The organism is Bacteroides sp. L008, from assembly GCF_040812255.1.
In the GTDB taxonomy this organism is placed as follows: domain Bacteria; phylum Bacteroidota; class Bacteroidia; order Bacteroidales; family Bacteroidaceae; genus Bacteroides; species Bacteroides vicugnae.
The window spans coordinates 1371137-1396290 of the sequence record NZ_JBFNXO010000001.1; the positions used below are offsets into that span (position 1 = coordinate 1371137).

General features: G+C 45.8%; 18 protein-coding genes and 2 pseudogenes. 5 read left to right on the forward strand and 15 right to left on the reverse strand.

What is annotated here, in order from left to right:
• Positions 1-71: 71 nt before the first annotated feature.
• The 4 genes from atpB to atpD all read right to left on the reverse strand — a co-directional run bounded on the left by atpB (position 72) and on the right by atpD (position 3491).
• A complete protein-coding gene (gene atpB, locus AB3G73_RS05570; RefSeq protein ID WP_367743511.1) occupies positions 72-1214 on the reverse strand; it encodes a F0F1 ATP synthase subunit A in 1143 nt (380 codons plus the stop codon).
• Positions 1198-1632: a hypothetical protein gene (locus tag AB3G73_RS05575; RefSeq protein ID WP_074557000.1), complete on the reverse strand. Its 435-nt coding sequence runs from the start codon at positions 1630-1632 to the stop codon at positions 1198-1200. The genes atpB and AB3G73_RS05575 overlap by 17 nt, the downstream gene beginning before the upstream one ends.
• Positions 1633-1715: 83 nt before the next feature.
• Complete coding sequence (gene atpC, locus AB3G73_RS05580; RefSeq protein ID WP_074557056.1) at positions 1716-1961, reverse strand: ATP synthase F1 subunit epsilon; 246 nt, start codon at positions 1959-1961, stop codon at positions 1716-1718.
• 12 nt (positions 1962-1973) lie between these two features.
• Positions 1974-3491: a F0F1 ATP synthase subunit beta gene (gene atpD, locus AB3G73_RS05585; protein ID WP_074557001.1), complete on the reverse strand. Its 1518-nt coding sequence runs from the start codon at positions 3489-3491 to the stop codon at positions 1974-1976.
• Between the two features lie 673 nt (positions 3492-4164).
• On the opposite strand from atpD, the gene purT reads away from it, so the two are divergent.
• A complete protein-coding gene (gene purT, locus AB3G73_RS05590) occupies positions 4165-5331 on the forward strand; it encodes a formate-dependent phosphoribosylglycinamide formyltransferase (protein ID WP_217723261.1) in 1167 nt (388 codons plus the stop codon).
• A 141-nt stretch (positions 5332-5472) separates the two neighbouring features.
• On the opposite strand, the gene AB3G73_RS05595 is transcribed toward purT, so the two are convergent.
• Together AB3G73_RS05595 and AB3G73_RS05600 are read right to left on the reverse strand one after the other, a co-directional pair.
• Positions 5473-8607 (reverse strand): ATP-binding protein, encoded by a 3135-nt coding sequence (locus tag AB3G73_RS05595; RefSeq protein WP_367743520.1) that lies wholly within the window; start codon positions 8605-8607, stop codon positions 5473-5475.
• A gap of 240 nt (positions 8608-8847) precedes the next feature.
• Positions 8848-9072, reverse strand: a pseudogene (locus AB3G73_RS05600) (N-acetylmuramoyl-L-alanine amidase); the annotation flags it as partial.
• An 11-nt stretch (positions 9073-9083) separates the two neighbouring features.
• Between AB3G73_RS05600 and AB3G73_RS05605 the strand changes: the two are divergent.
• Together AB3G73_RS05605 and AB3G73_RS05610 are read left to right on the forward strand one after the other, a co-directional pair.
• Positions 9084-9236, forward strand: a pseudogene (locus AB3G73_RS05605) (phage integrase SAM-like domain-containing protein); the annotation flags it as partial.
• Positions 9237-9493: 257 nt separating this feature from the next.
• A complete protein-coding gene (locus AB3G73_RS05610; protein WP_074557003.1) occupies positions 9494-10366 on the forward strand; it encodes an Rpn family recombination-promoting nuclease/putative transposase in 873 nt (290 codons plus the stop codon).
• Between the two features lie 117 nt (positions 10367-10483).
• Here the strand turns inward: AB3G73_RS05610 and AB3G73_RS05615 are convergent, their stop codons facing one another.
• The 5 genes from AB3G73_RS05615 to AB3G73_RS05635 all read right to left on the reverse strand — a co-directional run bounded on the left by AB3G73_RS05615 (position 10484) and on the right by AB3G73_RS05635 (position 16059).
• Positions 10484-11638 carry an acyltransferase gene (locus AB3G73_RS05615; protein ID WP_074557004.1) on the reverse strand — a complete coding sequence of 385 codons (1155 nt, stop codon included), beginning with the start codon at positions 11636-11638 and terminating at the stop codon, positions 10484-10486.
• A 97-nt stretch (positions 11639-11735) separates the two neighbouring features.
• The gene (locus AB3G73_RS05620; RefSeq protein WP_148366929.1) at positions 11736-12299 is read right to left on the reverse strand and encodes a Crp/Fnr family transcriptional regulator; all 564 of its coding nucleotides are present in this window, start codon (positions 12297-12299) and stop codon (positions 11736-11738) included.
• Between the two features lie 23 nt (positions 12300-12322).
• A complete protein-coding gene (locus AB3G73_RS05625; protein WP_367743525.1) occupies positions 12323-13717 on the reverse strand; it encodes an acyloxyacyl hydrolase in 1395 nt (464 codons plus the stop codon).
• A gap of 33 nt (positions 13718-13750) precedes the next feature.
• Positions 13751-14374 (reverse strand): chloramphenicol acetyltransferase, encoded by a 624-nt coding sequence (locus AB3G73_RS05630; protein ID WP_217723226.1) that lies wholly within the window; start codon positions 14372-14374, stop codon positions 13751-13753.
• Positions 14375-14541: 167 nt separating this feature from the next.
• Positions 14542-16059 (reverse strand): DUF4301 family protein, encoded by a 1518-nt coding sequence (locus AB3G73_RS05635; RefSeq protein WP_367743529.1) that lies wholly within the window; start codon positions 16057-16059, stop codon positions 14542-14544.
• A 106-nt stretch (positions 16060-16165) separates the two neighbouring features.
• Here AB3G73_RS05635 and AB3G73_RS05640 point away from each other — a divergent pair, with 106 nt between their 5' ends.
• The gene (locus AB3G73_RS05640) at positions 16166-18382 is read left to right on the forward strand and encodes a bifunctional (p)ppGpp synthetase/guanosine-3',5'-bis(diphosphate) 3'-pyrophosphohydrolase (RefSeq protein WP_367743532.1); all 2217 of its coding nucleotides are present in this window, start codon (positions 16166-16168) and stop codon (positions 18380-18382) included.
• 14 nt (positions 18383-18396) lie between these two features.
• Here AB3G73_RS05640 and AB3G73_RS05645 read toward each other — a convergent pair whose 3' ends face one another.
• From AB3G73_RS05645 to AB3G73_RS05655, 3 genes are all read right to left on the reverse strand, one after another.
• Positions 18397-19554 (reverse strand): MFS transporter, encoded by a 1158-nt coding sequence (locus tag AB3G73_RS05645; protein ID WP_367743534.1) that lies wholly within the window; start codon positions 19552-19554, stop codon positions 18397-18399.
• 9 nt (positions 19555-19563) lie between these two features.
• Positions 19564-20385 carry a 3-methyl-2-oxobutanoate hydroxymethyltransferase gene (gene panB, locus AB3G73_RS05650; protein WP_148366935.1) on the reverse strand — a complete coding sequence of 274 codons (822 nt, stop codon included), beginning with the start codon at positions 20383-20385 and terminating at the stop codon, positions 19564-19566.
• A 245-nt stretch (positions 20386-20630) separates the two neighbouring features.
• Positions 20631-21278 carry an HAD family phosphatase gene (locus tag AB3G73_RS05655; protein WP_298045457.1) on the reverse strand — a complete coding sequence of 216 codons (648 nt, stop codon included), beginning with the start codon at positions 21276-21278 and terminating at the stop codon, positions 20631-20633.
• Positions 21279-21428: 150 nt separating this feature from the next.
• On the opposite strand from AB3G73_RS05655, the gene AB3G73_RS05660 reads away from it, so the two are divergent.
• Positions 21429-22793 (forward strand): MATE family efflux transporter, encoded by a 1365-nt coding sequence (locus AB3G73_RS05660; RefSeq protein ID WP_148366937.1) that lies wholly within the window; start codon positions 21429-21431, stop codon positions 22791-22793.
• Between the two features lie 39 nt (positions 22794-22832).
• Here the strand turns inward: AB3G73_RS05660 and AB3G73_RS05665 are convergent, their stop codons facing one another.
• Positions 22833-25151: an ABC transporter permease gene (locus AB3G73_RS05665; RefSeq protein WP_367743539.1), complete on the reverse strand. Its 2319-nt coding sequence runs from the start codon at positions 25149-25151 to the stop codon at positions 22833-22835.
• Positions 25152-25154 lie beyond the last annotated feature (3 nt).

Below are 25154 nucleotides of genomic sequence, written 5' to 3' on the forward strand. Positions count from 1 at the left end.
TTATTATTTAATCATTCATTCCGCGCGCCTATTCCGTATCTTTTTTATCGACGTTTTCACCGCGTTTCATTTCAATCTTCTTCTGTTTTCACTTTGGCACCTTCCTGTGCCAGTCCGATAAACACTGCCGACAACATCGTAAATACGTAAGCTTGGATGAAAGCAACCAACAACTCAAGCGCATTCATAAAGATGTTGAACAATACGGATGCCACCGTCAGCGTGCCGTTCAGTGCAGGCCCCATGCTTGCCGAGATAAAGATCAGGCAGGTGAGCACCAGCATCGCCATGTGTCCTGCCAGCATATTGGCAAAAAGACGGATCATCAAAGCAAACGGTTTCGTAAAGATTCCGAAGAACTCGATGAACGGCATCATCGGTATAGGCACTTTCAACCACCAGGGCACATCGGGCCAGAAAATATCCTTCCAATAATGTTTCGTACCGAAGATATTCACTGCCAGAAACGTGCAGACTGCAAGCACCATAGTGATAGCGATATTTCCCGTCACGTTCGCCCCTCCGGGAAAGAACGGAATCAATCCCATCATGTTATTGATAAAGATGAAAAAGAACGCTGTCAGCAAATACGGTGCAAACTTCCGGTAGTTGGGTCCTACACAACTCTTGATAATATCATCGTTCACCATCATGATAAACATCTCCATGAATCCGATAAATCCTCCCGGCGCTTTCGCTCCTTGCGGGCGTTTTCTGTACCAGTGTGACACGCTCAATACGATAACGAGCAACAACACGCTGTTGAACAGCAAAGCAAACGTCACTTTTGTGATGGAAATATCCCACGGGCGAACCTGTTCGCCTGCCGCATTATACTCTACCAGTTTGCCCTCGTACTTGCTTCCTTCGGGAGCGATGGAAAGTCCTTCATAAGTACCTCCATTCTCTTCGAGACGGGAAGAAAGGAACGTGTGCCAACCTGTAGTACTACTATAAACAATGATAGGTAATGATATAGTAATGTGCGTGTTACCCCACGTTGTGATATGCCATTCGTAGGAGTCTCCGATATGACCGAACACAATTTCTTTCACATCCACCGTGTTCTCCTGTTCCTCTTTCGGAGTAATCTCGTCCTGCGTCTGTTGTGACACCGCTTCCCCCTCCTGCTCCTGTGCAGGAACCGGCAAGCTGACCACTGCCATGAGGCAGAACAGAATTAACGGAGCTACTATGTTATGCAACTGTTTCATTTTTCTTCTTATTTTTCTTTTTCCGTTTCTGATTCAACTCAAAAGAGAAGAAGAACCAGGTTTCGAATATCAGATATATCAAATAGAACGAGATAAACGTCAGCAGAAAGGCTCTGGCTTCTTCGCGAACGGCAAGACAATAAATCAATACCAGAATCAGCGATAGAATCATTTTTATCATCTTTATTGCCAGATACAACAGTAACAATCTCTGTGGAGCATGTCGGCGGCAAGCGTCGAACATATAGATGCTAAACAGACCAAAGAAGTAAAAATAGACCGGAATAAACGGATACCCTCCGAAATAATGTCCTGGCAAAGCGAAGTGTAGAATGACAGCTCCGAGTGCCGCACTTATTACTGCAAATAAGGTATGCAAAAAAATAAAATTCCGTTTAGTTTTACTTATATTCACCATGTTACTGTGTTTTTCTGTAAAGTTATAATCTCGTTTTTTTCACACTTTTGATATTTAGTCTTTGTGCCGGTGGGGAACTTCCGTCAGGAAACACACGCGGAAACCGTACCGTCACTCATTTCGACAAAACCGCCCTGAATATCCATCGTGTGCTCTTCTCCGTCCATCGTCGTGTAACTCAACGTTCCCTCTTTCAACGACGAAACAATGGGCGCATGCCCGGGGAGAATAGAAAACGAACCGATCATTCCCGGCAATGTGACAATCTTCACATTTCCGTCGAATATGCTCTTTTCGGGCGATACTATACTCAAATGCAGTTCTTTCATCATGCTATCTTTTTATTTTTTTGCCTGTTCCAGCAATTTCTTACCTTTCTCTATTGCCTCCTCAATGGTTCCGACATTCAAGAAAGCCTGTTCGGGAAGATAATCCACTTCTCCTTCCAGAATCATCTTGAATCCCTTGATAGTGTCTTCGATGCCCACCATCACGCCCGGAACGCCTGTAAACTGTTCGGCTACGGCAAACGGTTGCGAAAGGAAACGCTGCACACGGCGGGCGCGGTTCACTACCATCTTGTCTTCTTCCGAAAGCTCTTCCATACCGAGGATGGAAATAATGTCCTGCAATTCCTTGTTACGTTGCAGAATTTGTTTCACTTGCTGCGCTACGTCGTAGTGCTCCTGACCAACAATGTGCGGATCGAGGATACGTGACGTAGAAGCCAACGGGTCTACAGCCGGATAAATACCCAGCTCCGTAATCTTACGATCAAGTACGGTAGTGGCGTCCAAGTGGCTGAAAGTCGTTGCAGGAGCTGGGTCGGTCAAGTCATCGGCAGGCACATACACCGCCTGTACGGAAGTGATAGAACCTTTGCGGGTAGACGTGATACGTTCCTGCATCGCACCCATTTCCGTAGCCAGCGTAGGCTGGTAACCAACGGCGGATGGCATACGTCCTAAAAGGGCGGACACTTCCGAACCTGCTTGTGTGAAACGGAAGATATTATCAATAAAGAACAGAATATCGCGTTTCTCACCTTCTTTTCCTGCGTCGCGGAAAGATTCCGCCACTGTCAGTCCGGACAATGCCACAGAAGCACGTGCGCCCGGAGGCTCGTTCATCTGACCGAAAATCAGAGACACTTGCGATTTCTCCAGTTCGTTATAATCCACTTTCGAAAGATCCCAGTGACCTTTCTCCATTCCTTCCTTGAATGCCTCGCCGTAACGGATTACACCGGATTCAATCATTTCGCGCAGCAAGTCGTTACCTTCACGGGTACGTTCACCTACTCCGGCAAATACAGAGAATCCGTTATGTTTCTTGGCGATATTATTGATAAGTTCCTGAATCAATACAGTCTTTCCTACACCGGCGCCGCCGAACAAACCGATCTTACCACCTTTGGCATACGGTTCGAGCAGGTCGATCACCTTGATACCTGTGAAGAGCACCTCTTGCACAGTTGTCAAATCCTCAAACTTAGGGGGTTCTCGGTGAATAGAATATGCACCTTTACGGTCGAGTCCTTTCATACCGTCGATTGAATCACCGACTACGTTCATCAGTCTTCCTTTAATCTGTTCGCCAATCGGCATCGTGATCGGGCCTCCGGTGGGATACACTTTCATGCCTCTCTGAAGTCCGTCAGTACTATCCATCGCTACGGTACGCACCGTATTTTCGCCGATATGTTGCTGAACTTCTACAACCAGTATTTTGCCGTTTGGCCTCTTTATCTCCAGCGCGTCGTGGATGCTTGGCAGCACCAATTCTGCATCCGTACCCTCAAAGTACACATCGACCACAGGGCCGATCACCTGCGAGATATGTCCGATAATCTGTGACATAAGCAATCTCAATTTATTTATATTATTCTTTTCTCTCCCTTTGACTTTATAATATGACAAGGAATGAACATTTTTCGCGTTTTACCTATTTTCATTATTATAGTAAACAGTTGAGTTCAGTTTTTGTTCAACTATTTTCTATATTCGATAAACTTCTGTCCTTAGAAATAGTTAAAGAAACAACTGCGCAAATGTAGAAACAATTCCGTGTCGTTGTGCTTCCTTTTTCATTATTTGTCGTTCGATAACACTTATTAGACCTACAAAGACTACAGATTAACCAATTCCGGCGGTTTTCTGCTATAAATTAAAAGCAAAACAAGTTTAGCACTAATAAACTATCAATAAACTAAATTATCTCCTCCAGTTTCCTATCTCCCTGTTTAAAATCAATGAATTAGCCAGAACAGAAAATAGTAGCAAAGGCAACTAGTTTTGTGTTCGAACACAGAAAAGACGGTTTTTCCATGCTTTCCTTAAGAAAGTTTAAAGTCAGACTCCCTGTTTTCCTACTATTCATTCTTTCATATTCCGTATTCCTGCGTTAAGACCCACATCCATCTTTATAAACTTCCCGATTTATATAAAAGAGCAATATAATAACGCTCTATACAATTATTATCTCATTTTTTTGCTGTAATTTTGCACCACTTAATATAAAACACTCAAAATGATGAAGAAAATACTATTACTCGGTTCCGGCGAACTAGGAAAAGAATTTGTAATTTCAGCTCAACGTAAAGGCCAGCACATCATTGCATGTGACTCCTATGCGGGAGCACCGGCTATGCAAGTGGCCGATGAATTTGAAATATTCGACATGTTGAACGGTGAAGAACTGGAACGCGTGGTGAAGAAACACCGCCCGGACATTATCGTTCCGGAGATTGAAGCAATCCGTACAGAACGTTTATACGACTTCGAAAAAGAAGGCATTCAGGTAGTTCCCAGTGCCCGTGCCGTGAACTTCACCATGAACCGCAAAGCCATCCGCGACCTTGCCGCTAAAGAACTCGGATTAAAAACGGCCAAATATTTCTATGCCAAAACCTTGGAAGAACTGAAAGAAGCTGCCGATAAAATCGGTTTCCCTTGTGTCGTTAAGCCGTTGATGTCTTCTTCCGGCAAAGGACAATCGCTCGTGAAGAGTGCCGACGAACTCGAACACGCTTGGGAATACGGATGCAGCGGCAGCCGTGGCGATATTCGCGAACTTATCATTGAAGAATTTATCAAGTTCGACAGCGAAATCACCCTGCTCACCGTTACTCAAAAGAACGGTCCTACCCTCTTCTGCCCTCCCATCGGACACGTGCAGAAAGGTGGCGACTATCGTGAAAGTTTCCAACCTGCACACATCGATCCCGCCCATTTAAAAGAAGCGGAAGAGATGGCCGAGAAAGTAACCCGTGCACTGACAGGCGCAGGACTTTGGGGAGTTGAGTTCTTCCTAAGCCACGAAAACGGAGTCTATTTCTCCGAGCTTTCCCCGCGTCCGCATGACACAGGTATGGTGACACTGGCGGGCACACAAAACCTGAATGAGTTCGAACTCCACTTACGTGCCGTGCTCGGCCTGCCCATTCCCGGCATCAAACAAGAACGGATAGGTGCAAGCGCTGTGATCCTTTCCCCGATTGCCAGTCAGGAACGCCCTCAATATCGCGGACTGGAAGAAGTGACGAAAGAAGAAGACACCTACCTCCGTATATTCGGCAAACCGTTTACCCGCGTCAACCGCCGTATGGGAGTAGTGCTTTGCTATGCTCCGCTGAATGCCGATTTGGATGCCCTGCGTGATAAGGCAAAGAGAATTGCCGGGAAAGTAGAGGTTTATTAAAATCCAAAGAATCATAGAAAACTAGAGGAATCATAGAGAAGATAAAAAACGAGGCGTGTGTCGAAAGTTAGTGATTACCACTTATTGACACACGCCTCACTTTTTCAGAGAATATCTATCGATTCATCACCATCTTATTCTTTAGAAGAACACCATCCGCTTGTTTATAATTTCAAAAAGTTTGTTTTTTAGCACATTAGCATTGATCGGTTTGGAAGCATAGCCGTCGAACCCTTCGCTAAGAATACGCTGCTCATCCGAAGCATAAGCATAAGCCGTGATAGCGATGATAGGAATTTCGGCAGATAGTTTGCGTATCTCTTTCGTTGCTTCGTATCCGTTCATTATAGGCATATTGATGTCCATCAATACAATATGCGGATGCTTCTCCTTGAACAAATCGACAGCCTCCTGACCATTCCAGGCATGGATAATATTGAAATCCTTGTGCAAGATATTCTCGAACAATTTATAATTACTCTCGTTATCTTCGGCAATCAAAATACTGATATCATCGCGATGCACGTGCATCATGTCGAACTTCGGTTCCTGCGACTGCATCTTTTTTACAGGATGATAAGGCAGCGTAAACCAGAAAGTAGAACCCTTTCCGTACTCCGATTCCACACCTATTTTCCCTCCCATGTGCTCCACAATCATCTGGCAGATTGAAAGTCCGAGTCCTGTGCCTTGCGCAAAACTGTTGAGCTTCACAAAGCGGTTGAACACCGTTCCCAGTTTGTCCTCCTGTATGCCACAGCCCGTGTCGGTCACATAAAAGCGCAACATATTCTCTTCTTTCTCCAGTGTATATCCGAAAGTGATGCTACCGCCTTTATCGGTGAATTTGATTGCATTGGTGATAAGATTCGTAATCACTTGGTTCAACCGGTTGCCATCTGTTTCAATACAACAATCCGGCATAGGCTCCATCAGGCTGAAAGCCAGCCCTTTTTCTTCCGTTCGGGCTTGCAGTGAGCATTTTATACCCCGCAAAATCTCGCTCAAATGCTTGGGCAGGTAAGCAAACTCAAGTGTGCCCGATTCTATTTTGGACAAGTCGAGGATGTCGCCCACCAGTTGCAACAGCAGCTTGTTGTTGTTTTCGATGATCGTAATATACTCTTCTTTTTCTTCCGGTTCCTCTACGGTAGGTAATAGTCCGGAGAAACCGACAATCGCATTCAGCGGCGTGCGTATCTCGTGGCTCATATTGGCAAGGAAGGCACTCTTCAGGCGATTCGATTCCTCGGCACGGTCCTTGGCACTTACCAATTCCTCTTCCAAAGCCTTGCGGGCGGTAATCACCAATGAAGAACCTACCAACGTCAGCGGGCGACCGTTTTCGTCACGGGTGGCAACAGTTGCCTGTGCTTCCACCCAGTCCGTTTGCAGTCCCGTAGCCGTGCGGGTAACCACCCGGTATTCTTCTTTCACCTTCTTGATAGTTCCGGTTATCAAATCCTGATAAGCCTTCTCGATGCGTGGCCGGTCTTCCCTGAATATTTTTGCAAAGTACTGTGCATCCGGCACAGAAAGTTGCTCTTCGGTAACATCCTGTTCTTCGGTGCTCAATTCGATAGGACGATTTATGTCGCAAAGAATCATCCTCCGTTCCAGATCCCACTTCCAAGGAATGATGTCGGCCACTTCGAGAGCCATAATCAACTTCTGGTTTGTGGCGTTCAGTTTTTGCTGGGTGTGATACAAATCCGTGCTGTCCACACCAAACACATCTATGTAATCTTTCTTCGAGCTAAGAGCCAGCACGATTTCCTGATGCTTATTGGTCTGTGGGGTATAAAATGAATACGTGATCGGACGTTTTCCCTTATCCAGAATCTTCACATAGTTTATAGAGGCAAGGAAGTTTGTTCCAAACAATTCACTGGCCCGCTTGCCGATTACATCCACTTTAGATTCATACTGTTTCAGGAAATGCTTGTTTATGGAACAGATTTCCATATCAACGATTTCGCCCTCATCATCACGTATCAGACGTTCACGGGCATAGATGATAGGCATATTATCAAACAAATCCGACAACTCTTGTGCCGTTTCCAATTGCGTCTGTTGGGCTTCACGCACCCTGCCTAACGCTTTTATTCTTATATATTGATAAAGCACCACAAAGAGAATAACAAAGAAAGCGATAATGGCTATGAATAAATAGCCATACTGCTGCCATACAGTTTGCGGACGGTTGAAAAAGACAGAACCGGACGGACAACTGTCCGGCGAGAAATTCCGTTGCAACAAAGCGGGATAATTGAATATATTTTCTCCCTTCGGAATGTAAAACGGGATAGTGCGCGGAGCAACTCCCGACAGTACAGCGGAGAGTGTTTTGAGCAACTGCTCGTTGAAATCCGTTTGTGAATACATAAACCCTCCTATCATTCCGCTATTTACGACCAGAGAGTTTTTAAGTGCAAATATCGGAGTCACACTATTGGAGATTACCTGGAATGAATTAGCTTGCAACTGCACATTTCCGGCTACCACCTGACGGGTGAACCAGGATGAAAGAAGTACTCCCGTGGTAGCACTGTCCACTTTGTTCAGTTTCAACAGCAAACTGTCCGTAGTCATGTTTGCAGCCGAATAGAAATCATATTCCAGCTCCGGATATGCCTTCTGCAATAACTGTTTCATGTCAGTATTGAGTTGCTGATTCACATAACGTCCGTCTCCGATCAGGATAATCTTCTTCATACCGGGAATCATATGTTGCAGCAGCTTCACATTTTCCTCAATAAACACACGGGTCTGGAGCAGTGTGAGATTATACTCTTCGGTGAAGTTGGTAAGCGGAACCTGTTCGGACGGTACTACCGGATATTTTTTGATGTAGCAGTCATCGGGACCCATGTAACTCTCTTCCCCGCACAAAATGAGGGGAACATCCCCCCATGCTTCACGCATCTCATTGCGGAAGAGCATCATCGAGTTGCCCAACAGCAATACGGCTTTAGGTTTCTTCTTTCCATATTTGGCAAAGATATTCGTTTTGAGGTCCGCCAGTTTCAAGGTGTCATCAATCATCAGCATATTCATGTTTTCCACATATACCTCTGTTTTTCTTTCCATGTTCAGCCATTGCAGAACAGGGGAAATGATGGCATTACTCCAAGGAGCATCCGATGTATAGGTATTAAGTATTAGCAGATAATCACTCTGGAAAATGGTATCTTCTTTCACTTGAGGAAAAACGGTGAGAGTCCAAAGGCATAGACTTACCAGCAAAATGGCTTTACGGAACTTTAGTGCTTCCATATTTTCTTGTTGTTTTATTTGTGATATTGATAAACTTCGCAAATCTATGATTTATTTTTGGTATTTTGAGTAAAAACATCAAAAAAAGAAATGATTTTCACTCACTTTCCGAAAAATATCAGTTTATCTTCGTTATTATGCGAATCCCGTTCCAGAAAGTGCATACGCACACTCTGAAACGGGACTACACTTTTGAATGACTCCGGATTCATCGTCCAAAAAAATTTCTACATACCTACTTTATATAATTATGTCTTTCTCCGGCGACCCGAATTCGGCTTTTACCTCAAAACAGGGACACGATTTCACCCATTCTTCCGGCTCTATTTCACCATTTCCGTTCAGGTCGGGACTAAGATCACGATGGCCGCACACCCTGCAATCCGGGTAATCCCGCAACAACGTGAGAACCAATACGCGCAGTGAGTGCTTCTGCCATTCGGTACGGGTGTCTTTGGGCTGCCCTGTGCGGTCGACATGTGTACCGAAGCAGTTTGAATGCAATCCGCACTTTTCTGGGTTCGGACAAGATGCCGTTTCGGCAACTGACGCCCAAATGGTTGAAGCGTTTTGAGAACAGTCTACGGGAACATGGATGCAGTTGGAACACGGTGTCTACTTATCTGCGGAAAGATTATTGATTTTGTGAAGCGGTCAAGAGGGAAAGCAATCTCCTGACAAATAAGACGTTACTTCGTAGGTAACGGAAATTTAATTTGAAACGAAAAAGGACACAGAGTATGTATATACTGTAACTGTCAACATGCCGGATGATGGAAAAGTAGAAGCCGGACAATAGTCACCTTTTGGATTATTTTATCCTTCTCCTTGACCATATTCAACAAAAAAGCGCTATCTTTGTTTTGTAATTGAGACACAACATACAATGGGAAGATTTATCAATCCCTTTACCGATTTTGGCTTTAAGTTTTTATTCGGCAGAGAGGTAGAAAAGGAGTTATTAATTGACTTCTTGAATGATTTGCTCGTAGGAGAGCACATAATCACCGACATCCAGTTCCTCAACAACGAACAGCAGCCGGAAGTAAAAACAGAGCGAGGTATTATCTACGACATATATTGCGTAACCGACACGGGCGAACGCATTATCGTAGAAATGCAGAACCGGGAACAGCCTTATTTTAAAGACCGTGCCCTCTTCTATCTCTCACGAGCCATCACGCAGCAAGCAAAAAAAGGTGTTTGGGACTTCCAGTTGGATGCAGTGTATGGAGTGTTCTTCATGAATTTCGTGATGGACAAGGATATGCCCGCTAAAATCAGAACGGATATTATACTTTCTGACAGGGATACTGGGAAGCTCTTCAACAACAAGTTCCGGCAAATCTTTATCGAACTGCCGAACTTCAACAAAGAAGAGGATGAATGTGAAAACGATTTTGAACGCTGGATTTATATATTAAAGCATATGGACACACTTGACAGAATGCCTTTCAAGGCTCGCAAAGCAGTTTTTGAACGACTGGAGAAGTTGGCTTCCAAAGCGAATATGACCCAGGAAGAAAGAGCGCAGTACGAGGAAGAATGGAAAATTTACAACGATTATTTTAATACGTTGGACTTTGCTGAAAAGAAAGGAATACAGAAAGGACTGCAAGAAGGGATACAGAAAGGTCGACGGGAAGGACGGCAAGAAGTTCTTATCGAGACCGCTCGTAAATTCAAAGAAATGGGATTTACTACTGAAATGATTGCCAAAGGCACCGGACTTTCAAAAGAAGAAATAGAAAAGCTATAAAATCGACTTATTACAATTAGTACCTCCTCGGAGGAAAACAGGAATACATATCAGAAAAATAAAAGTCCCGTTTTGTCTTGCAACAAAACGGAACTTTCTCTATAAAAAAACTACTACCTATCGTTTCTTGCTCAAGAAACGCTTTGCCAAATACTTACGCAAAGGTTCATCATAGAATTTCAAGCTTAGATAAGCCAGTACAATGCATAATGCGTAAACACATAAAGCTACCTGCCAAGTCTCGCCCAGCGTATAGAGTTGATTCTTAATCAGCCATGCATAGAACAGATACATCAACGGATAGTGTATCACGTAGATCGGATAAGATATATCTCCCAAGAACTTACATATCTGCGTTGACCGCTTATCCGTCGTACTTCCCGACGCACCCAGCCACACAAGGATAGGGAAAGCTACGACAATGCAAAACGCTTCATACACACCGTTCGTACAAACCGGCTCTGCGCCCTCCAAATAAGGAACGGAAAACAGGGCAATCAATACAAGGGTACATATCCAGAAAGCACCTTTCACTTTCACAGGTTTGAAGTTGCGGGATAAAAGCATACCCAAAGAGAAAGGGAAAAGCATTCTCAATGATCCGCCCAAGAAGTTTACGCCATCCAGCGTCCATCCTACCCCCATGTTTCCATAACCGGAGACATCGAAGATGGCGAATGACGTCAACGCCACTCCCAACAATACCACCATCACAGTCAACGCCTTATTAGACAGACGGCGAATGAACAACGCATAAAGGATATTGCCTATATACTCGAAAAACAACGACCAACACGGCCCGTTCAGCGGGAACATCTCGCCATTGCCGCGAACCTCATAGCCCGCCCCCGGCATGGCAGGAATGAAAAATATCGTGCAAAGAAGAGACAACATCACCATGGATATGGCAACGTGTGTTCCATCCCATTGCACAGAGCCCTGAATGCAGAACGTGATAGCTCCCAGAACAGCCCCCAGAACAACCATGGGATGAAGACGTATCAACCGGCGTTTAAAGAAATCTTTCATAGTGAGACTCTTACCCCAACGGTCGTCGTAAGCGTAACCGATCACAAAACCCGAAAGGATAAAAAAGAAATCCACGGCCAAATATCCGTGATTCAAAGTTTCAATAGCACTATTACTGGCAAAAGCGAAGCCCTCGAATACATGATACCAGATCACCATAAGAGCCGCCACACCGCGAAGTCCGTCAAGAAGATCATAATGCGCCTTGGTGTCTGAAAAGGCTGAAGCAGAAATGTTCGACATTTGTTTTTCTATTAGTAAGTTAGTATTTTCAGAGGACAAAGATACGGTTTGCGCTACGAAGTTTCTTTGCTCTAAAGCAAAAAAGCCCTGCTAATCGCTATTTTTTAGCGCGCACCCGGCTAAGGGTATAGATGGAAATGCCCAAAAAAGCAGCCACATATTTCAGCTTCACCCGGTTTATCAGTCCGGGATAGCGGCGGTTGAACTGTTCGTAGCGTTCTTTGGGCGAAAGTTGGAGGCGTTCCACAAACATGTGGCTAAGCTCCTTGTTTACATTCTGATGCAGGATTCTTCCCCAGTTGGCTATGTCGATATACGTTTCGTAGAGGGCATTCAGCTTGTCGATGTGGATAACGTAGATTTTGCAAGCGGAAAGCGTTTCAACGCTTTCTATCGATGGTTGCTGATAGTAGAGCGAATCCATGCCGAACGTAACGTCACCCTCCTGACTGAACCACGTAGTGGTGTCCTCTCCGTTGTGATGGAATATAGAACGGGCAATGCCCTCTTCAATGAAATAAACCAAGCGGTCTGTCACTCCTGCCTGAACAATATAGGTATCTTTGGGATAATACCTTAATTCCATATTCGCCTGAAGCGCTTGAAGTGCTTCGTCGGAAACCGGATAGATTTGCCTGATTTTACGAATGATATTTTCCATTTGGGGGAATGGCGTATTGGGGGTTAATGACGTACTTTAGGATATTTATTATTAAAACGGAAACCAAGACCGAGCATCAGATAATTAGGAGTCTGGAAATCCTGAAGATTGTAGCCGATGTGAAGGAATGAACTCCGGGTGACGTCTATCTTCAACGCAAAGACCTGATACAGTCCGCGCAAATCGCCACGCCCCAGCACATTTGTTCCCAAGCCGACACCGATAGTAAAAAACGGCATCACGTATTCTGCCCGTCCGGAAAGTCCCAACGCAAGCTGATGCTGAATGCCCGGCACGAGAAATTTACGACGGGAGGAACCGCTGCCGCCATCGTACTCCACCAGCGCATCTTCGGTGTACACATTAGCACTACCGTCATAGACACCATCCAGCGAGACTCCGAAGCGCAGCTTATAGTTGAGATTGTACATCGGAGCAAAGTTGAATCCCGCTACGGGATAGCTGCCCGGTGATGCAATCTGTTTCTCGCCCACATAGACACCTTTCCGGCGCCACGAGCCGAACAACACAAGGTCATAACTGACGTGCCGCGGAAAACGGGGAACGTAGGGATGAACCAATGATTTAGTGAGGTCGGCTTCTTCCCGGTTGAAGTTGTACACCAGTCCGATTTTCGCTCCGATGGTGTTGACACCTGCATTGGGAAACTTGGTGTTGCCGTTAGAGAAATGCGTGAAGTCTCCGCCGATGATAAAGTCGAAATAACGGGAAAGCGACCAGTTAAGGTAGATACCTGCGTTGAGATAGGCATTCACCCGTGAGCCTACGGCTCCGTTGTAAGAGTTGTAATCGTTGTCATAAGGTTTCCATCCGGCAGAGATACCGAAATTCCACTCGTAATTGAGCGAAAGGCGGGGATTGAAACGGGCAATGCGTGCACCTTGAAAGACATAGAACGTCACAGGATCACCCAGCTGCTTTTTATCGCCAAAGGTGGTGAAGGCCAAGCCGAAACCTTGATAGGCTCCGCCATAGATGCGGTCGGCACAGGTGTTGGGACGAAACTTGAAAGAGTATTTCAGATGAGCGGCAAATGAACTCTGGATGGGTTTCCACCGTTCGTTCTCGCCTTGCAGGAAAGGATTGGTGGGGAACACGTATTGCGGCCGCGCCTCTATCCCCAACCGGTGAATGAAATGGTGGGGAACGTAGGGAGCTACGGTGTCGGCTCCGCATTGCGGGAAACTGTTGTGCCGGAAGCCATGAATTTCTTCCTGCAATCTCCGCACTTCTTCACGAAGTTGGCGGACGTCCTGCCGGAGCTGTTTCACCTCTTGCCGCATTTCCTTCATCTCTTTCTCTTCCTGCCCTACCTCCTGCGCACAAAGCGAAGTGCCGGGAAAAAGCAAAGCGGAACAGATTACGGCAATTTCCCATCTGGGTATCTTTACTCTCATATAATAGTCTGGTTTGTCTTTTCAGAACGGAAGTTACAAATGGAGCTTCTCAATAAACTGTGCCACATGATAGCCGTCCATCAATCCATGATGGCAGGTTACGGAAACGGGCATCATCAGTCTTTCTCCGTCGCGGAAGTACTTTCCGGTGGAGATTTTGGGAACACTATCGCCCGAACGCATATTGGTGGGGTGCTTCATGTCGGTGAATGAGAGCCACGGCACTGCCGAATAATGTATGGCATTGGGATGGAAAGTGCCTCCTTTGTTGAGTCCCGTAGTGGCTTGCAAACGTTCCATCTCTGCTTTTGCCCGACGGATAAAGACGAGTTCGTCCGGATCGTATTCAAAGGCGGCAAAAGAAAAGGTATGGTCGGCACGGCCTACGGTAGCTTCGGGCAGAAGGCTGTCATAACACACCACCTTATCGCCTTCGATGCGGTAACGGAATTCTTCTACCGCAGCAGCGGCTGTCGTTATCCGGTGGAGGACTAACAGGGAAAAGGATATGCCTTTGGCTTTGGCTTCCTGATACGCGCGCGTACAGTCTACCTGAACGGTTACTCCGAAAAACGGATCGTCAAAAGCACTGAAATGTTCGTAATGTTCTCTTCTGTTCCAAGTAGCAATATCGATGATCTTCTCTATCTGATTCATTCTAAACACTCTTTTTTAAGTTTCACCACAGAGGACACAAAGGACACAGAGTTTTTTCGGTAAGGTAAGACCGGAAGTAATGGAATCAATTGCATTAATCCGGTGAAAAAGTTCTATAAAAGCTCTATAAAATCTCTGTGTCCTTTGTGTCCTCTGTGGTGAATAAATTACTGATGTTGCTCACGCAACAGGTCGTTCACTGTTTTTACCGGGTTGAAGGTGGAAAGTGGCACTTCTACAAAGACGGTATTCCAGTCGCTCATCGCACCGTTCCACAAGCCAGGAAGTTCGAGAGCTTTCAGGTCTTTGCCGTTCTTCGATTTGTAGGAGATGAAGCCTGTTGCCTTATCTACGTACTTCACCAGGTCGAACTTATGTCCTTTATAATCGCGCACAGCACATACGAGGTCTACCGGATTGAAGTGTGTGCCTTTCTCGAACATTTCTTTCTTCTCCGGATCGTCCATGTCAATCTGTGAGCTTTCGAGGATTTGCAGGGAGATGGTTCCGTCGCTGTTGTAAGCAAGGAACGGGCCACCACCGGGTTCGCCTACGTTCTTCACCATTCCGCAGACACGCATCGGGCGGTTGAACTTGTTTTTCAGGTAGATGGCGAGTACGGAATCTTCGAGGTCTTTCGTCTCCGGATTCTTGCAGAAGAGTTTCTTTTGCAGGAATTGAAGCATTTCCATCATCTGGTCATGGGTGTATTTACCGCTGTCGAGCAGGGTAAGATATTCGAATACTTGTTTTTGCAAAGTCACGAGCACTCCGGCAATCAGTTTCTTATAAGTAACGGTGTCGGCCTTCAGTCTGTCGGGCACTACATTGTCGATGTTCTTGATGAAGATAATATCTGCATCGAGGTCGTTCAGATTCTCAATCAGTGCACCGTGGCCACCGGGACGGAACAGCAGTTTGCCGTTGTCGCGGAAAGGTTGGTTGTCCATGTCGGCGGCAATCGTGTCGGTACTCGGCTTCTGTTCGGAGAAGGTGATGTAATAATCCACTCCATAGCGTTTGGAAAATTCGTCTACCTTTTCGGCTACCAATTTCTTGAAAAGTTCGCGATGTTCGGTAGATACCGTGAAGTGCACATTCACTTTACCGCTCTTTCCGGCAGCATACATGGCTCCTTCGGCGAGATGTTCTTCCATCGGTGTGCGTGAACCTTCAGGGTACTTATGGAATTTGAGCAGACCTTTCGGCAATGCGCCATAATTCAGTCCGGCAGTTTCGAGCAGGGCGGACACCACTGCTTTATAGTTACCTTCTTCGATCAGTCCGGAAATATCTTTTCCGTCGATACGCTGGCAGGCTACATTCAGATCGTCATAGAAAGCAAAATCCTTGATTCCGTCAAAGAATGCCTGTTCGAACTTGGTAGTCGGCCGGTCATAGTCGGCGGACAGGAACTCGAATAGGTTCTTGAACATACGACTCGCTGCACCGGAAGCGGGCACGAACTTCACAACAGTCTTACCTGTGTTTGTATACGCATCCCAAGCGGCCAGATAAGCCTTCTGTTCTTCTGCATCGGGAGCCAATATTCCTTTTTCGATGGAAGCGGCTGCATCCAGTTTCAAAAAGGGGAAACCCGTCTGGAAGCATGCTAATTGTTCTGCAATTTGCTTTTCCGTAATGCCTTTCTTGGCAAGCAACTCTTTGTCCTGTGTCGTTATCATAATATCTAATTTTATTAATTGATGCCCAAAAATACAAAATGTTATTTACTTCTTGCCGAATAACCGGGAAAAAAAGTAATTTTACATCGAATTAACAAGATTGAATATGGACGACTTTTTTACATCGGAGGAAAAAAAGGAGCTTTTTTCACTCTACCGGCATTTGTTGCATTCCGCAGGAGATAGTATTTCCTGGAAGGATTGCCTAAAGTTAAAGAGACATCTTATCAAAGCGGCCCAGTGTAACGGTCTGCAACGCAATAACTTCGGGATGAATCCCGTCATCAGAGATTTACAAACGGCAGTGATCGTTGCCGAGGAAATCGGTATGAAAGGTTCGTGCCTGATCGGTATCATGTTGCACGAAATCGTGAAAGGGCATGTCTTGTCTATCGACGAGGTGAACGCCGAATATGGGGATGACGTGGCAAGTATCATCAAGGGATTGGTGAAAACAAACGAGCTTTATGCGAAGAGTCCGGCTATCGAGTCGGAAAACTTCCGTAATCTGCTGCTTTCTTTCGCGGAGGATATGCGTGTAATCCTGATAATGATTGCGGACCGCGTGAACGTGATGCGCAAAATCAAAGATACGGGCAACGAGGGGGACCGGATCAAAGTGGCGAACGAAGCTGCATATCTGTATGCTCCGCTGGCGCACAAGCTGGGACTGTATAAGCTGAAATCGGAACTGGAAGATTTGTCTCTCAAATATACGCAGAAGGAAACGTATTATTTTATCAAGGATAAGCTGAATGAGACGAAGGCTTCCCGCGACAAGTATATCGCTGCTTTTATCGAGCCGATCCAGAAGAAGGTGTCGGAAGCAGGATTGAAGTTCGACATCAAGGGGCGAACCAAGTCGATTCATTCGATATGGAACAAGATTCAGAAGCAGAAAACGTCTTTTGAGGGGATTTATGACTTGTTCGCCATCCGTATCATCCTCGATTCGGAACCGGATCCGGCTAAAGAGAAGCAGGAATGCTGGCAGGTTTATTCGATTGTTACGGATATGTACCAGCCGAACCCGAAGCGTCTGCGCGACTGGCTCTCTATTCCGAAAAGCAATGGTTACGAGTCGTTGCACATCACTGTGATGGGCCCGGAAGGGAAATGGGTGGAAGTGCAGATACGTACCCGCCGCATGGACGAGATCGCGGAACGCGGCTTGGCTGCTCACTGGAGATATAAAGGTATCAAGGGTGAAACGGGTCTGGACGAGTGGTTGACTTCTGTGCGGGAGGCGTTGGAGAATGCGGACAACGACTCGCTGAAAGTGATGGATCAGTTTAAAATGGATCTCTACGAGGATGAAGTGTTTGTCTTCACGCCCAAGGGGGATTTGTTCAAGCTCGGCAAGGGGGCTACGGTATTGGATTTTGCGTTCCATATCCATAGTAAGTTGGGATGCAAGTGTATCGGCGCGAAAGTGAACGGCAAAAATGCACAGCTTAAACAGAAACTGAACAGTGGCGACCAAGTGGAAATCATGACTTCAAACACCCAGACTCCGAAGCAGGACTGGCTGAACATCGTGACGACTTCCAAAGCGCGCACCAAGATAAGGCAGGCTCTCAAGGAGATGGTGGCACGCCAGCATGCTTTTGCCAAGGAGACGCTGGAACGGAAATTCAAGAACCGTAAGCTGGAATATGATGAAGCGACCATGATGCGCCTCATCAAGCGATTGGGCTTCAAGAATGTGACGGAGTTTTATCAGCGGATTGCCGACGGTGGACTGGACGTTAACGAGATTCTGGATAAATACGTAGAGCAACAGAAACGGGACAGTGATACGCACGACGAAATTGTGTATCGCAGTGCCGAAGGGTATAACTTGCAGGCTACGCAGGAGGAAACGACGTCTAAGGAAGATGTACTGGTGATCGACCAGAATCTGAAAGGGTTGGAATTCAAGTTGGCTAAATGTTGTAATCCGATTTACGGGGACGATGTGTTTGGTTTCGTTACGGTAAGCGGTGGTATCAAGATACACCGGGCGGATTGTCCGAATGCCAACCAGATGCGTGAGCGTTTCGGTTATCGTATTGTGAAGGCTCGTTGGGCGGGGAAATCGGTGGGTACACAATATCCTATCACGCTGCGGGTTGTAGGACACGATGATATTGGTATCGTGACTAATATCACTTCTATTATATCCAAAGAGAATGGTATCACGCTGCGCTCCATCGGTATTGACTCGCACGACGGTTTGTTCTCCGGAACACTGACGGTCATGGTGGGTGATACGGGACGTTTGGAGGCTCTTATCAAGAAATTACGTACTATAAAGGGAGTAAAACAAGTTAGCCGGAATTAATTCCGGCTACTCTCCTATCTTACTTTCTTCTTTATATAATAAGGATAGGTAATCAATACAAAGAAGAGTAAAGCAATGGATGCTACTATCTGTCCGGTATGTAGCATCTTATCTGTATCCAGTTCCATGTAGCAGGCGGTAGCGATTCCCAGAGAAATGCCGATTTCGGTTGCCAGCAGATGGGTAGTGTTGGCTGTTCCGCGTTGGCAATGGTGGGATAGCTTTACAAACATCACCAGGAATTCCGGCAGGATAAAGCCTAAGCCCAATCCCAAGAGTACGGAGGAAATGCCTATGGAGATGTCTGTATTCAATAAAGACATGGCTATCATTTCCAATCCGATTCCCATAATGACCAGTCGCAAGGTTTTCTCTTTCAGGAAAAACAGACGTGCAAAGAACAGGGAAACAATGTATCCGAGGGCTGTTCCTACAAAGAACGGTACGGGGATTCCTGTGTTTCCGAGTACGAAATCGTTTAGGAAAGGGTGTACCATGGGAACCAGCAGTCCCGGAATGAAGGTTATCAGGATCAGATTGATGGCAGGAACCCATCCACGAAGCAATAAGAAGCGGTCGAAGGAATAGAGTTTGGTGACAATCGGCGCACGGAAAGGTACGTAGACTCCTGATAAAATGAGGATTCCGACAGCTCCGGTTATGACAGATACAGTGAGCAGGGTTTGGAAGGATTGGCTTTGATAAAGCCATACCCCGAGGATAATGCCTGCGATCATCCCCATACGTGCCATCCAGGAGAAACTGACGTTTCCCGCACTGCGCAGCGTGGAGTTGGTGATGTCGATGGCCAATGTGATGCCGGCTGTTGTGCCTATGCCAAAGGCAAGCCCTTGCACGGTGCTCAACAGAATCAGTTCTGTGAGGTTGGTGACAAAGGCGTATCCGATGGTCGCCACTACCATCAGGGCGGCAGCAAACATACACACGTATTTACGCTTGTATGCATCTACCAGATAGGCATGGAAAGGACCGATGAGGAACATCCCCAAGGTGAAAAAGAGAAAGATTACTCCTGTCTGTGCAGCCGGCACTCCGAGACGGTCGGCCATCTCTACGGAAAGCACCGGAAATAACACATACAAGGATATAAACAACAGCAAATTAGCTACACATATCCGCATAAAATGAACTGTCCACAATTTAACTGCCATATACTATATTTAATATTGTTCCTTCTCGTTGGGGAAGTAGCAATTCTTCACGTCAGAAACATAACGGCTGATGGCATCGGTCATCACCGTGTACAAGTCAGCGTAACGACGCAAGAAACGGGGACGGAATCCGTTGTTCATGCCAAGCATATCCTGAATCACCAATACTTGACCGTCTACGTGTCCACCGGCACCGATACCGATAATAGGTATGGTCAGTTCGGAAGCTACGCGTTCGGCAAGGGTTGCGGGAATCTTTTCGAGTACAATGGCAAAACAGCCTGCTTCTTCCAATAGATGGGCGTCGCGAATCAGCTTCTCGGCTTCGGCGTCGTCCTTGGCACGCACGGTATAGGTACCGTATTTATTGATGGATTGAGGCATGAGTCCCAAGTGTCCCATTACCGGAATGCCGGCGCATACGATGCGTTTCACCGTGTCTATGATTTCTTCACCACCTTCCATCTTCAAAGCGTCAGCGTGGCTTTCTTTCATGATGCGGATGGCAGAAGCAAGTCCTTCCATCTCGTTGCCCTGATAGGATCCGAAAGGCATATCAACCACTACCATCGCACGCTTTACACCACGTACCACGGATTTAGCATGATAAATCATTTGGTCGAGTGTGATAGGTAGTGTAGTCACATTACCTGCCATTACATTAGAAGCAGAGTCGCCTACCAGAATTACATCCATTCCTGCACCGTCTACAATCTGCGCCATTGTGTAATCATATGCAGTCAGCATAGATATTTTTTCACCTCTCTGTTTCATTTCAACCAAGCGATGAGTAGTCACCTTTCTTGTATCATCCGATATATAACCAGCCATGTCTTTTTAAATTAAAAATTAATGATTAAATATTAAAACGACGCCAAGCGCCTTCAAAAATCGCGGCAAAGTTATAACATTTAATTCATAACAGAGAAGGAAATGCAAAAAATCCTTTCAAACGCCTCGCTTAGGTAGCTGGGGAGGCGGTTGAAAGGATTCTGTGAGGTATAATAAAAACTCCTTAACGATATAAGGAAGCAATTTATCAAGTGCAATAATGCGTTTCGGATTTATTCTTTCTCTTAACGATGCAGAGTCAGGAGCTTGTCGTAGGTCATGTCGGTGAAGTCGTCTATTATATAATGTGCTTTGCCGGTAATAGCTTCACGTGAGTTGGTGGTGGCAAGTCCGATCACTGTTGCCCCGGAAGTCATTCCGGCTTGCAGACCGTGGAAAGAATCTTCAAAGACATAGGTATTTTCGGGAGTGGCTTCAAAGATTTCCATTCCGAGCAGGAAGCAGTCGGGAGCCGGTTTGGAACGGGCAAACATCTCTCCGGTCAGAATGCGGTCTACCATTCCTTTAAATTCGGGGTGGGCATTATAGACGTTGGCCATCTTCTCTTCGTTGGAGCTGGTGACTACGGCTATCTTTGCACCGTTACGGCGAAGATCGGCTATAAAGGCTTCTACTCCGGGGATATATTCGTAGGACATCTTTTGCTCGTAAACGTAGAGTTCAGCGCTTATTTCAAGCTGGGCTTCGGGTTTGTCCGAGAAATACTTTTCATAGATTTGCAATAATGTCTGTCCCTTGATCCGGCGGCCGAAATCTTCTTCGTTCAGATATTTCCGTCCCTGCTCGTCCCAGAAGACTGTGTACTGCGTTTCTGTATCCATAATGACACCATCAAAATCGAAGAGTGCCGCAATCGTTTTCGTTGTATTCATATATAAACTTTCTTTTTACCTAAACGTTAAACCTTGTGTATCCATCGCTGCAAAGTTCCGAATAATCATCGAATCAGGCAAATAATTCGTACCTTTGCAAAGCTAAAAAAAACGTAACATACGTTTTTATCCAACAAAATCTACTAGCGCATGAGCAAGAACGACCCACATATCTTAGGCAAAGAAAGTATCGGCAAATTGCTGTTACAATATTCCATTCCTGCAATTATAGGAATGACGATTACTTCTATCTATAATATTATCGATAGTATCTTCATCGGACATGGCGTAGGCCCGATGGCGATTGCCGGACTGGCCATCAGCTTTCCGCTGATGAATCTGGTGGTGGCTTTCTGTACATTGGTATCGGCGGGCGGTTCTACGCTGGCGTCTATCCGTCTGGGACAAAAGGATATGAAGGGGGCTACGGAAATCTTGTCACACACGTTGATGCTCTGTATCACTAATTCGTTCTTCTTTGGTATTTTGTCTTTCATCTTTCTGGATGATATATTGGTTTTCTTCGGGGCCAGTAACGAGACGCTTCCTTATGCGCGGAGCTTTATGCAGGTGATCTTATTGGGTACTCCTATCACTTATACGATGATTGGGTTGAACAACGTGATGCGTGCTACCGGATACCCGAAAAAGGCGATGTTGACTTCGATGGTGACGGTGGTGGCGAACATTATCCTCGCTCCTATCTTTATTTTCCACTTTGAATGGGGAATGAGGGGAGCTGCTACGGCAACGGTGATTTCGCAGTTGATCGGTATGGTGTGGGTGGTGAGCCACTTTGTCAAGAAAGACAGTACGGTGCATTTTGAGGGGAATATCTGGAAGATGAAACGGAGAATTGTGGAGAGTATCTTCGCCATTGGTATGTCTCCTTTCCTGATGAATGTGTGTGCGTGTGCCATTGTGATTATCATCAATAACAGCCTGCAAAATTACGGAGGTGATATGGCGATTGGAGCTTATGGGATCATCAACCGTTTGCTGACGCTTTATGTGATGATTGTGTTAGGTCTGACGATGGGTATGCAGCCTATCGTGGGGTATAACTTCGGAGCGCAGAAGATAGACCGCGTGAAACAGACGTTGCGACTGGGGATTATCTCCGGGGTTGTGATTACCAGTAGCGGGTTTATTATCTGCGAGTTCTTCCCGCATGCTGTGTCGGCTCTTTTCACGGATAGCGATGAATTGATTGATTTGGCCGTAGACGGTATCCGGCTGGCTGTATTGATGTTCCCGTTTGTAGGGGCGCAGATTGTGATTGGTAACTTCTTCCAAAGTATCGGGAAGGCTAAAATAAGTATTTTCCTTTCGCTGACGCGGCAGTTGCTTTATCTTTTGCCTTGCTTGCTACTCTTTCCCAACTGGTGGGGATTGAAAGGTATCTGGATTAGTATGCCGGTATCGGATGCACTGGCATTTATTACGGCGGTTGTCAGTCTGATGATTTACATTAAGAAAGTATCTAAACAACATCCGGAAACGGTAGCGGAATAAAGCATTAGCAGCTTTACTCCGCCTATTGGTTTTTATTATTTATTCTGCTTTAATGCTCTTTACGGGGTTTTCATTGGCAACGTGCCAGGCTTTCACTACCACGCAAGCCACGATAACCAATAGTACCAGCAGGGCTATTCCTATAAAAAGTAACAGATCCATATCAATTCGTTCGCTAAACTGTTCCAACCATATTTGGCCTGTAAAATAGGAAGCGGCAGTACCTATCAGAACAGAGATTACGGAGATGTTCAGAATGTCGTATATCAATAATTTCAGGATGCCGGAGGCTTCTGCCCCATTCACTTTGCGTATGGCTATTTCCTTGCTGCGGCGTTGAGTTTCTCCATTCACATAGCCAATCAATCCCGTGATGACAATAAGCAGGATGAAGCAGGACGAAATCCAGACTGCATTACGGAAACGATATACACTCTTATAGCCTTCCCGGATCTTGCTGTCTACTGAATTGAAGTTCAGAGCTACATTCGGAAATGTTTTTGCCACACATTCGTTCAAGCGTTTCAGGTTCTCGTCATAGGGTTCTTTTAGACGGACATTGATGGTGTGATTGGCCGATTCTTTATCGGCAATCAATGCAATAGGAGACTGACTGGAATAGAAACTTCTATTACGAATATCATCAAACACTCCTACGATGGTACCTTCTACCCCACTCACGGATTTTCCTACGGCACCATCGGTCCATTTCATCAAACGGACGAGTTCTTTATTCACCAATAGATCGCCTTTTTTCTTGATGGTGGTGCCTTCTGTTATTCTGATTCCCATCACATTCGGATAATCATAGTCGCACATATTGAAATTAAGGGTAGCAATGCGTTTGCCGTCGTTGCCAATCAATCCACGTGTCCAGTACTCTCCCAGTACGCTGTGTGTGGATGCCGATACCCCATCCACCATCGGTTGGCGAAGCAACTCGTCTTTTACATGTTCTACTGTTTCGCCTGACATCCAGGTTTCGGCTTCTACCAGTCCCGGAATCTTGATTCCCATATCTCCATTCATCAGGTGAGAATATTGTAACAGGGTAACCAGCAATAGTCCGAGTACAAAGGAGGTACCCGTGAACTGGACAAATAGCAATGAACGTTTCCATCCTCTTTTCCCATCCGTGTAGTGCCGGAATACTTGCGTGACGGGAATACGTGAAAACAGTTTCCCCGGTATGCCTCCTGCCAGGAGGAAAAGGACTGCTACAGTGAGCAACGGTATCCAAATGATGTCCCAGGCAAACAGTGAGGCAAGGCTGGTTCCCAGCAGGTCTTCGATCAATTCGCCCATGTTGATTATCAACAGGAAGCTAAATAGAATGGATAGTAGAACCAAGACTCCGGTTTCTGCCAGAAACATACCAAAGACGTTCCCTGAACTGGCTCCACTGCATTTATGTACTCCTACGCTTTTTGCACGACGACTGATAGTGGCTATTGAAATCAACATATAATTCATGATGGCTACAAAAAACACTGAAAAGCCGAGGAAGCCGAATATCATCAAACGTTTCTGGGTATCGGCAGAATCCAGATGACGTTCCGAAAGAGGAACAACGCTGTATTCCAACTTCCAGTCATCCCATTGCAAGGGGCTGTATTTTGCCATTACTTGTTGGATTTTGCTGTTCACCTTGTCTATATCCGACGCATGACGCAAGCGTGCAAAGGCATAAAAGATATCATTCCCATTCCAACCGTTACCACTCGCATAGTGACCATCGCGGTGAATGGTAATCACAAAGTCACGGGAGAGCATCGAATTTTCGGGTATGTCTTTATAGACGCCGCGAATTGTCAGTTCCAACTGTTTGTCCGCCGAAAGGGTTTTCCCAATAGGGTCTGCACTGCCGAATGTTTCACGGGCAAAATGTTCTGAAACAAATATGCTATTCGAAATGATGAGATCTTTCGCGTTCCCTTTTAGTACGGGTATACCCATCGTTTCAAAGAAACAGGTGTCAACCCTCATGTAATTTGCTTTTGACAGCAGTTTGTCTTCTTTATAAATATGATAAAACTGGGAAGGAAGTACACAGGTGGCCGACTCTATTTCTTCAGGCATATCCTGCGCCAGGGTAAAAGCTACCGGATCGCAGACGGTATAGTCATAATTCATTCCGTCATCGCCCTGCACTTCGCCGGTCGTCATATTCTGTGCCGCTATTCTCGCCATTATCAGATTCTCCGCTTCCGGGTAACATTTCTCATAGCTCATCTCAAAAGCTATTTGCGAGAAAAGCAAGATGCCAACTGTTAGTCCTAAAGAAAGGGAGAGCACTCTTACGATATTCAAAGTACGCTCATGCAGTAATGTACGTATGCTATAATAGATTTGTCTCATACT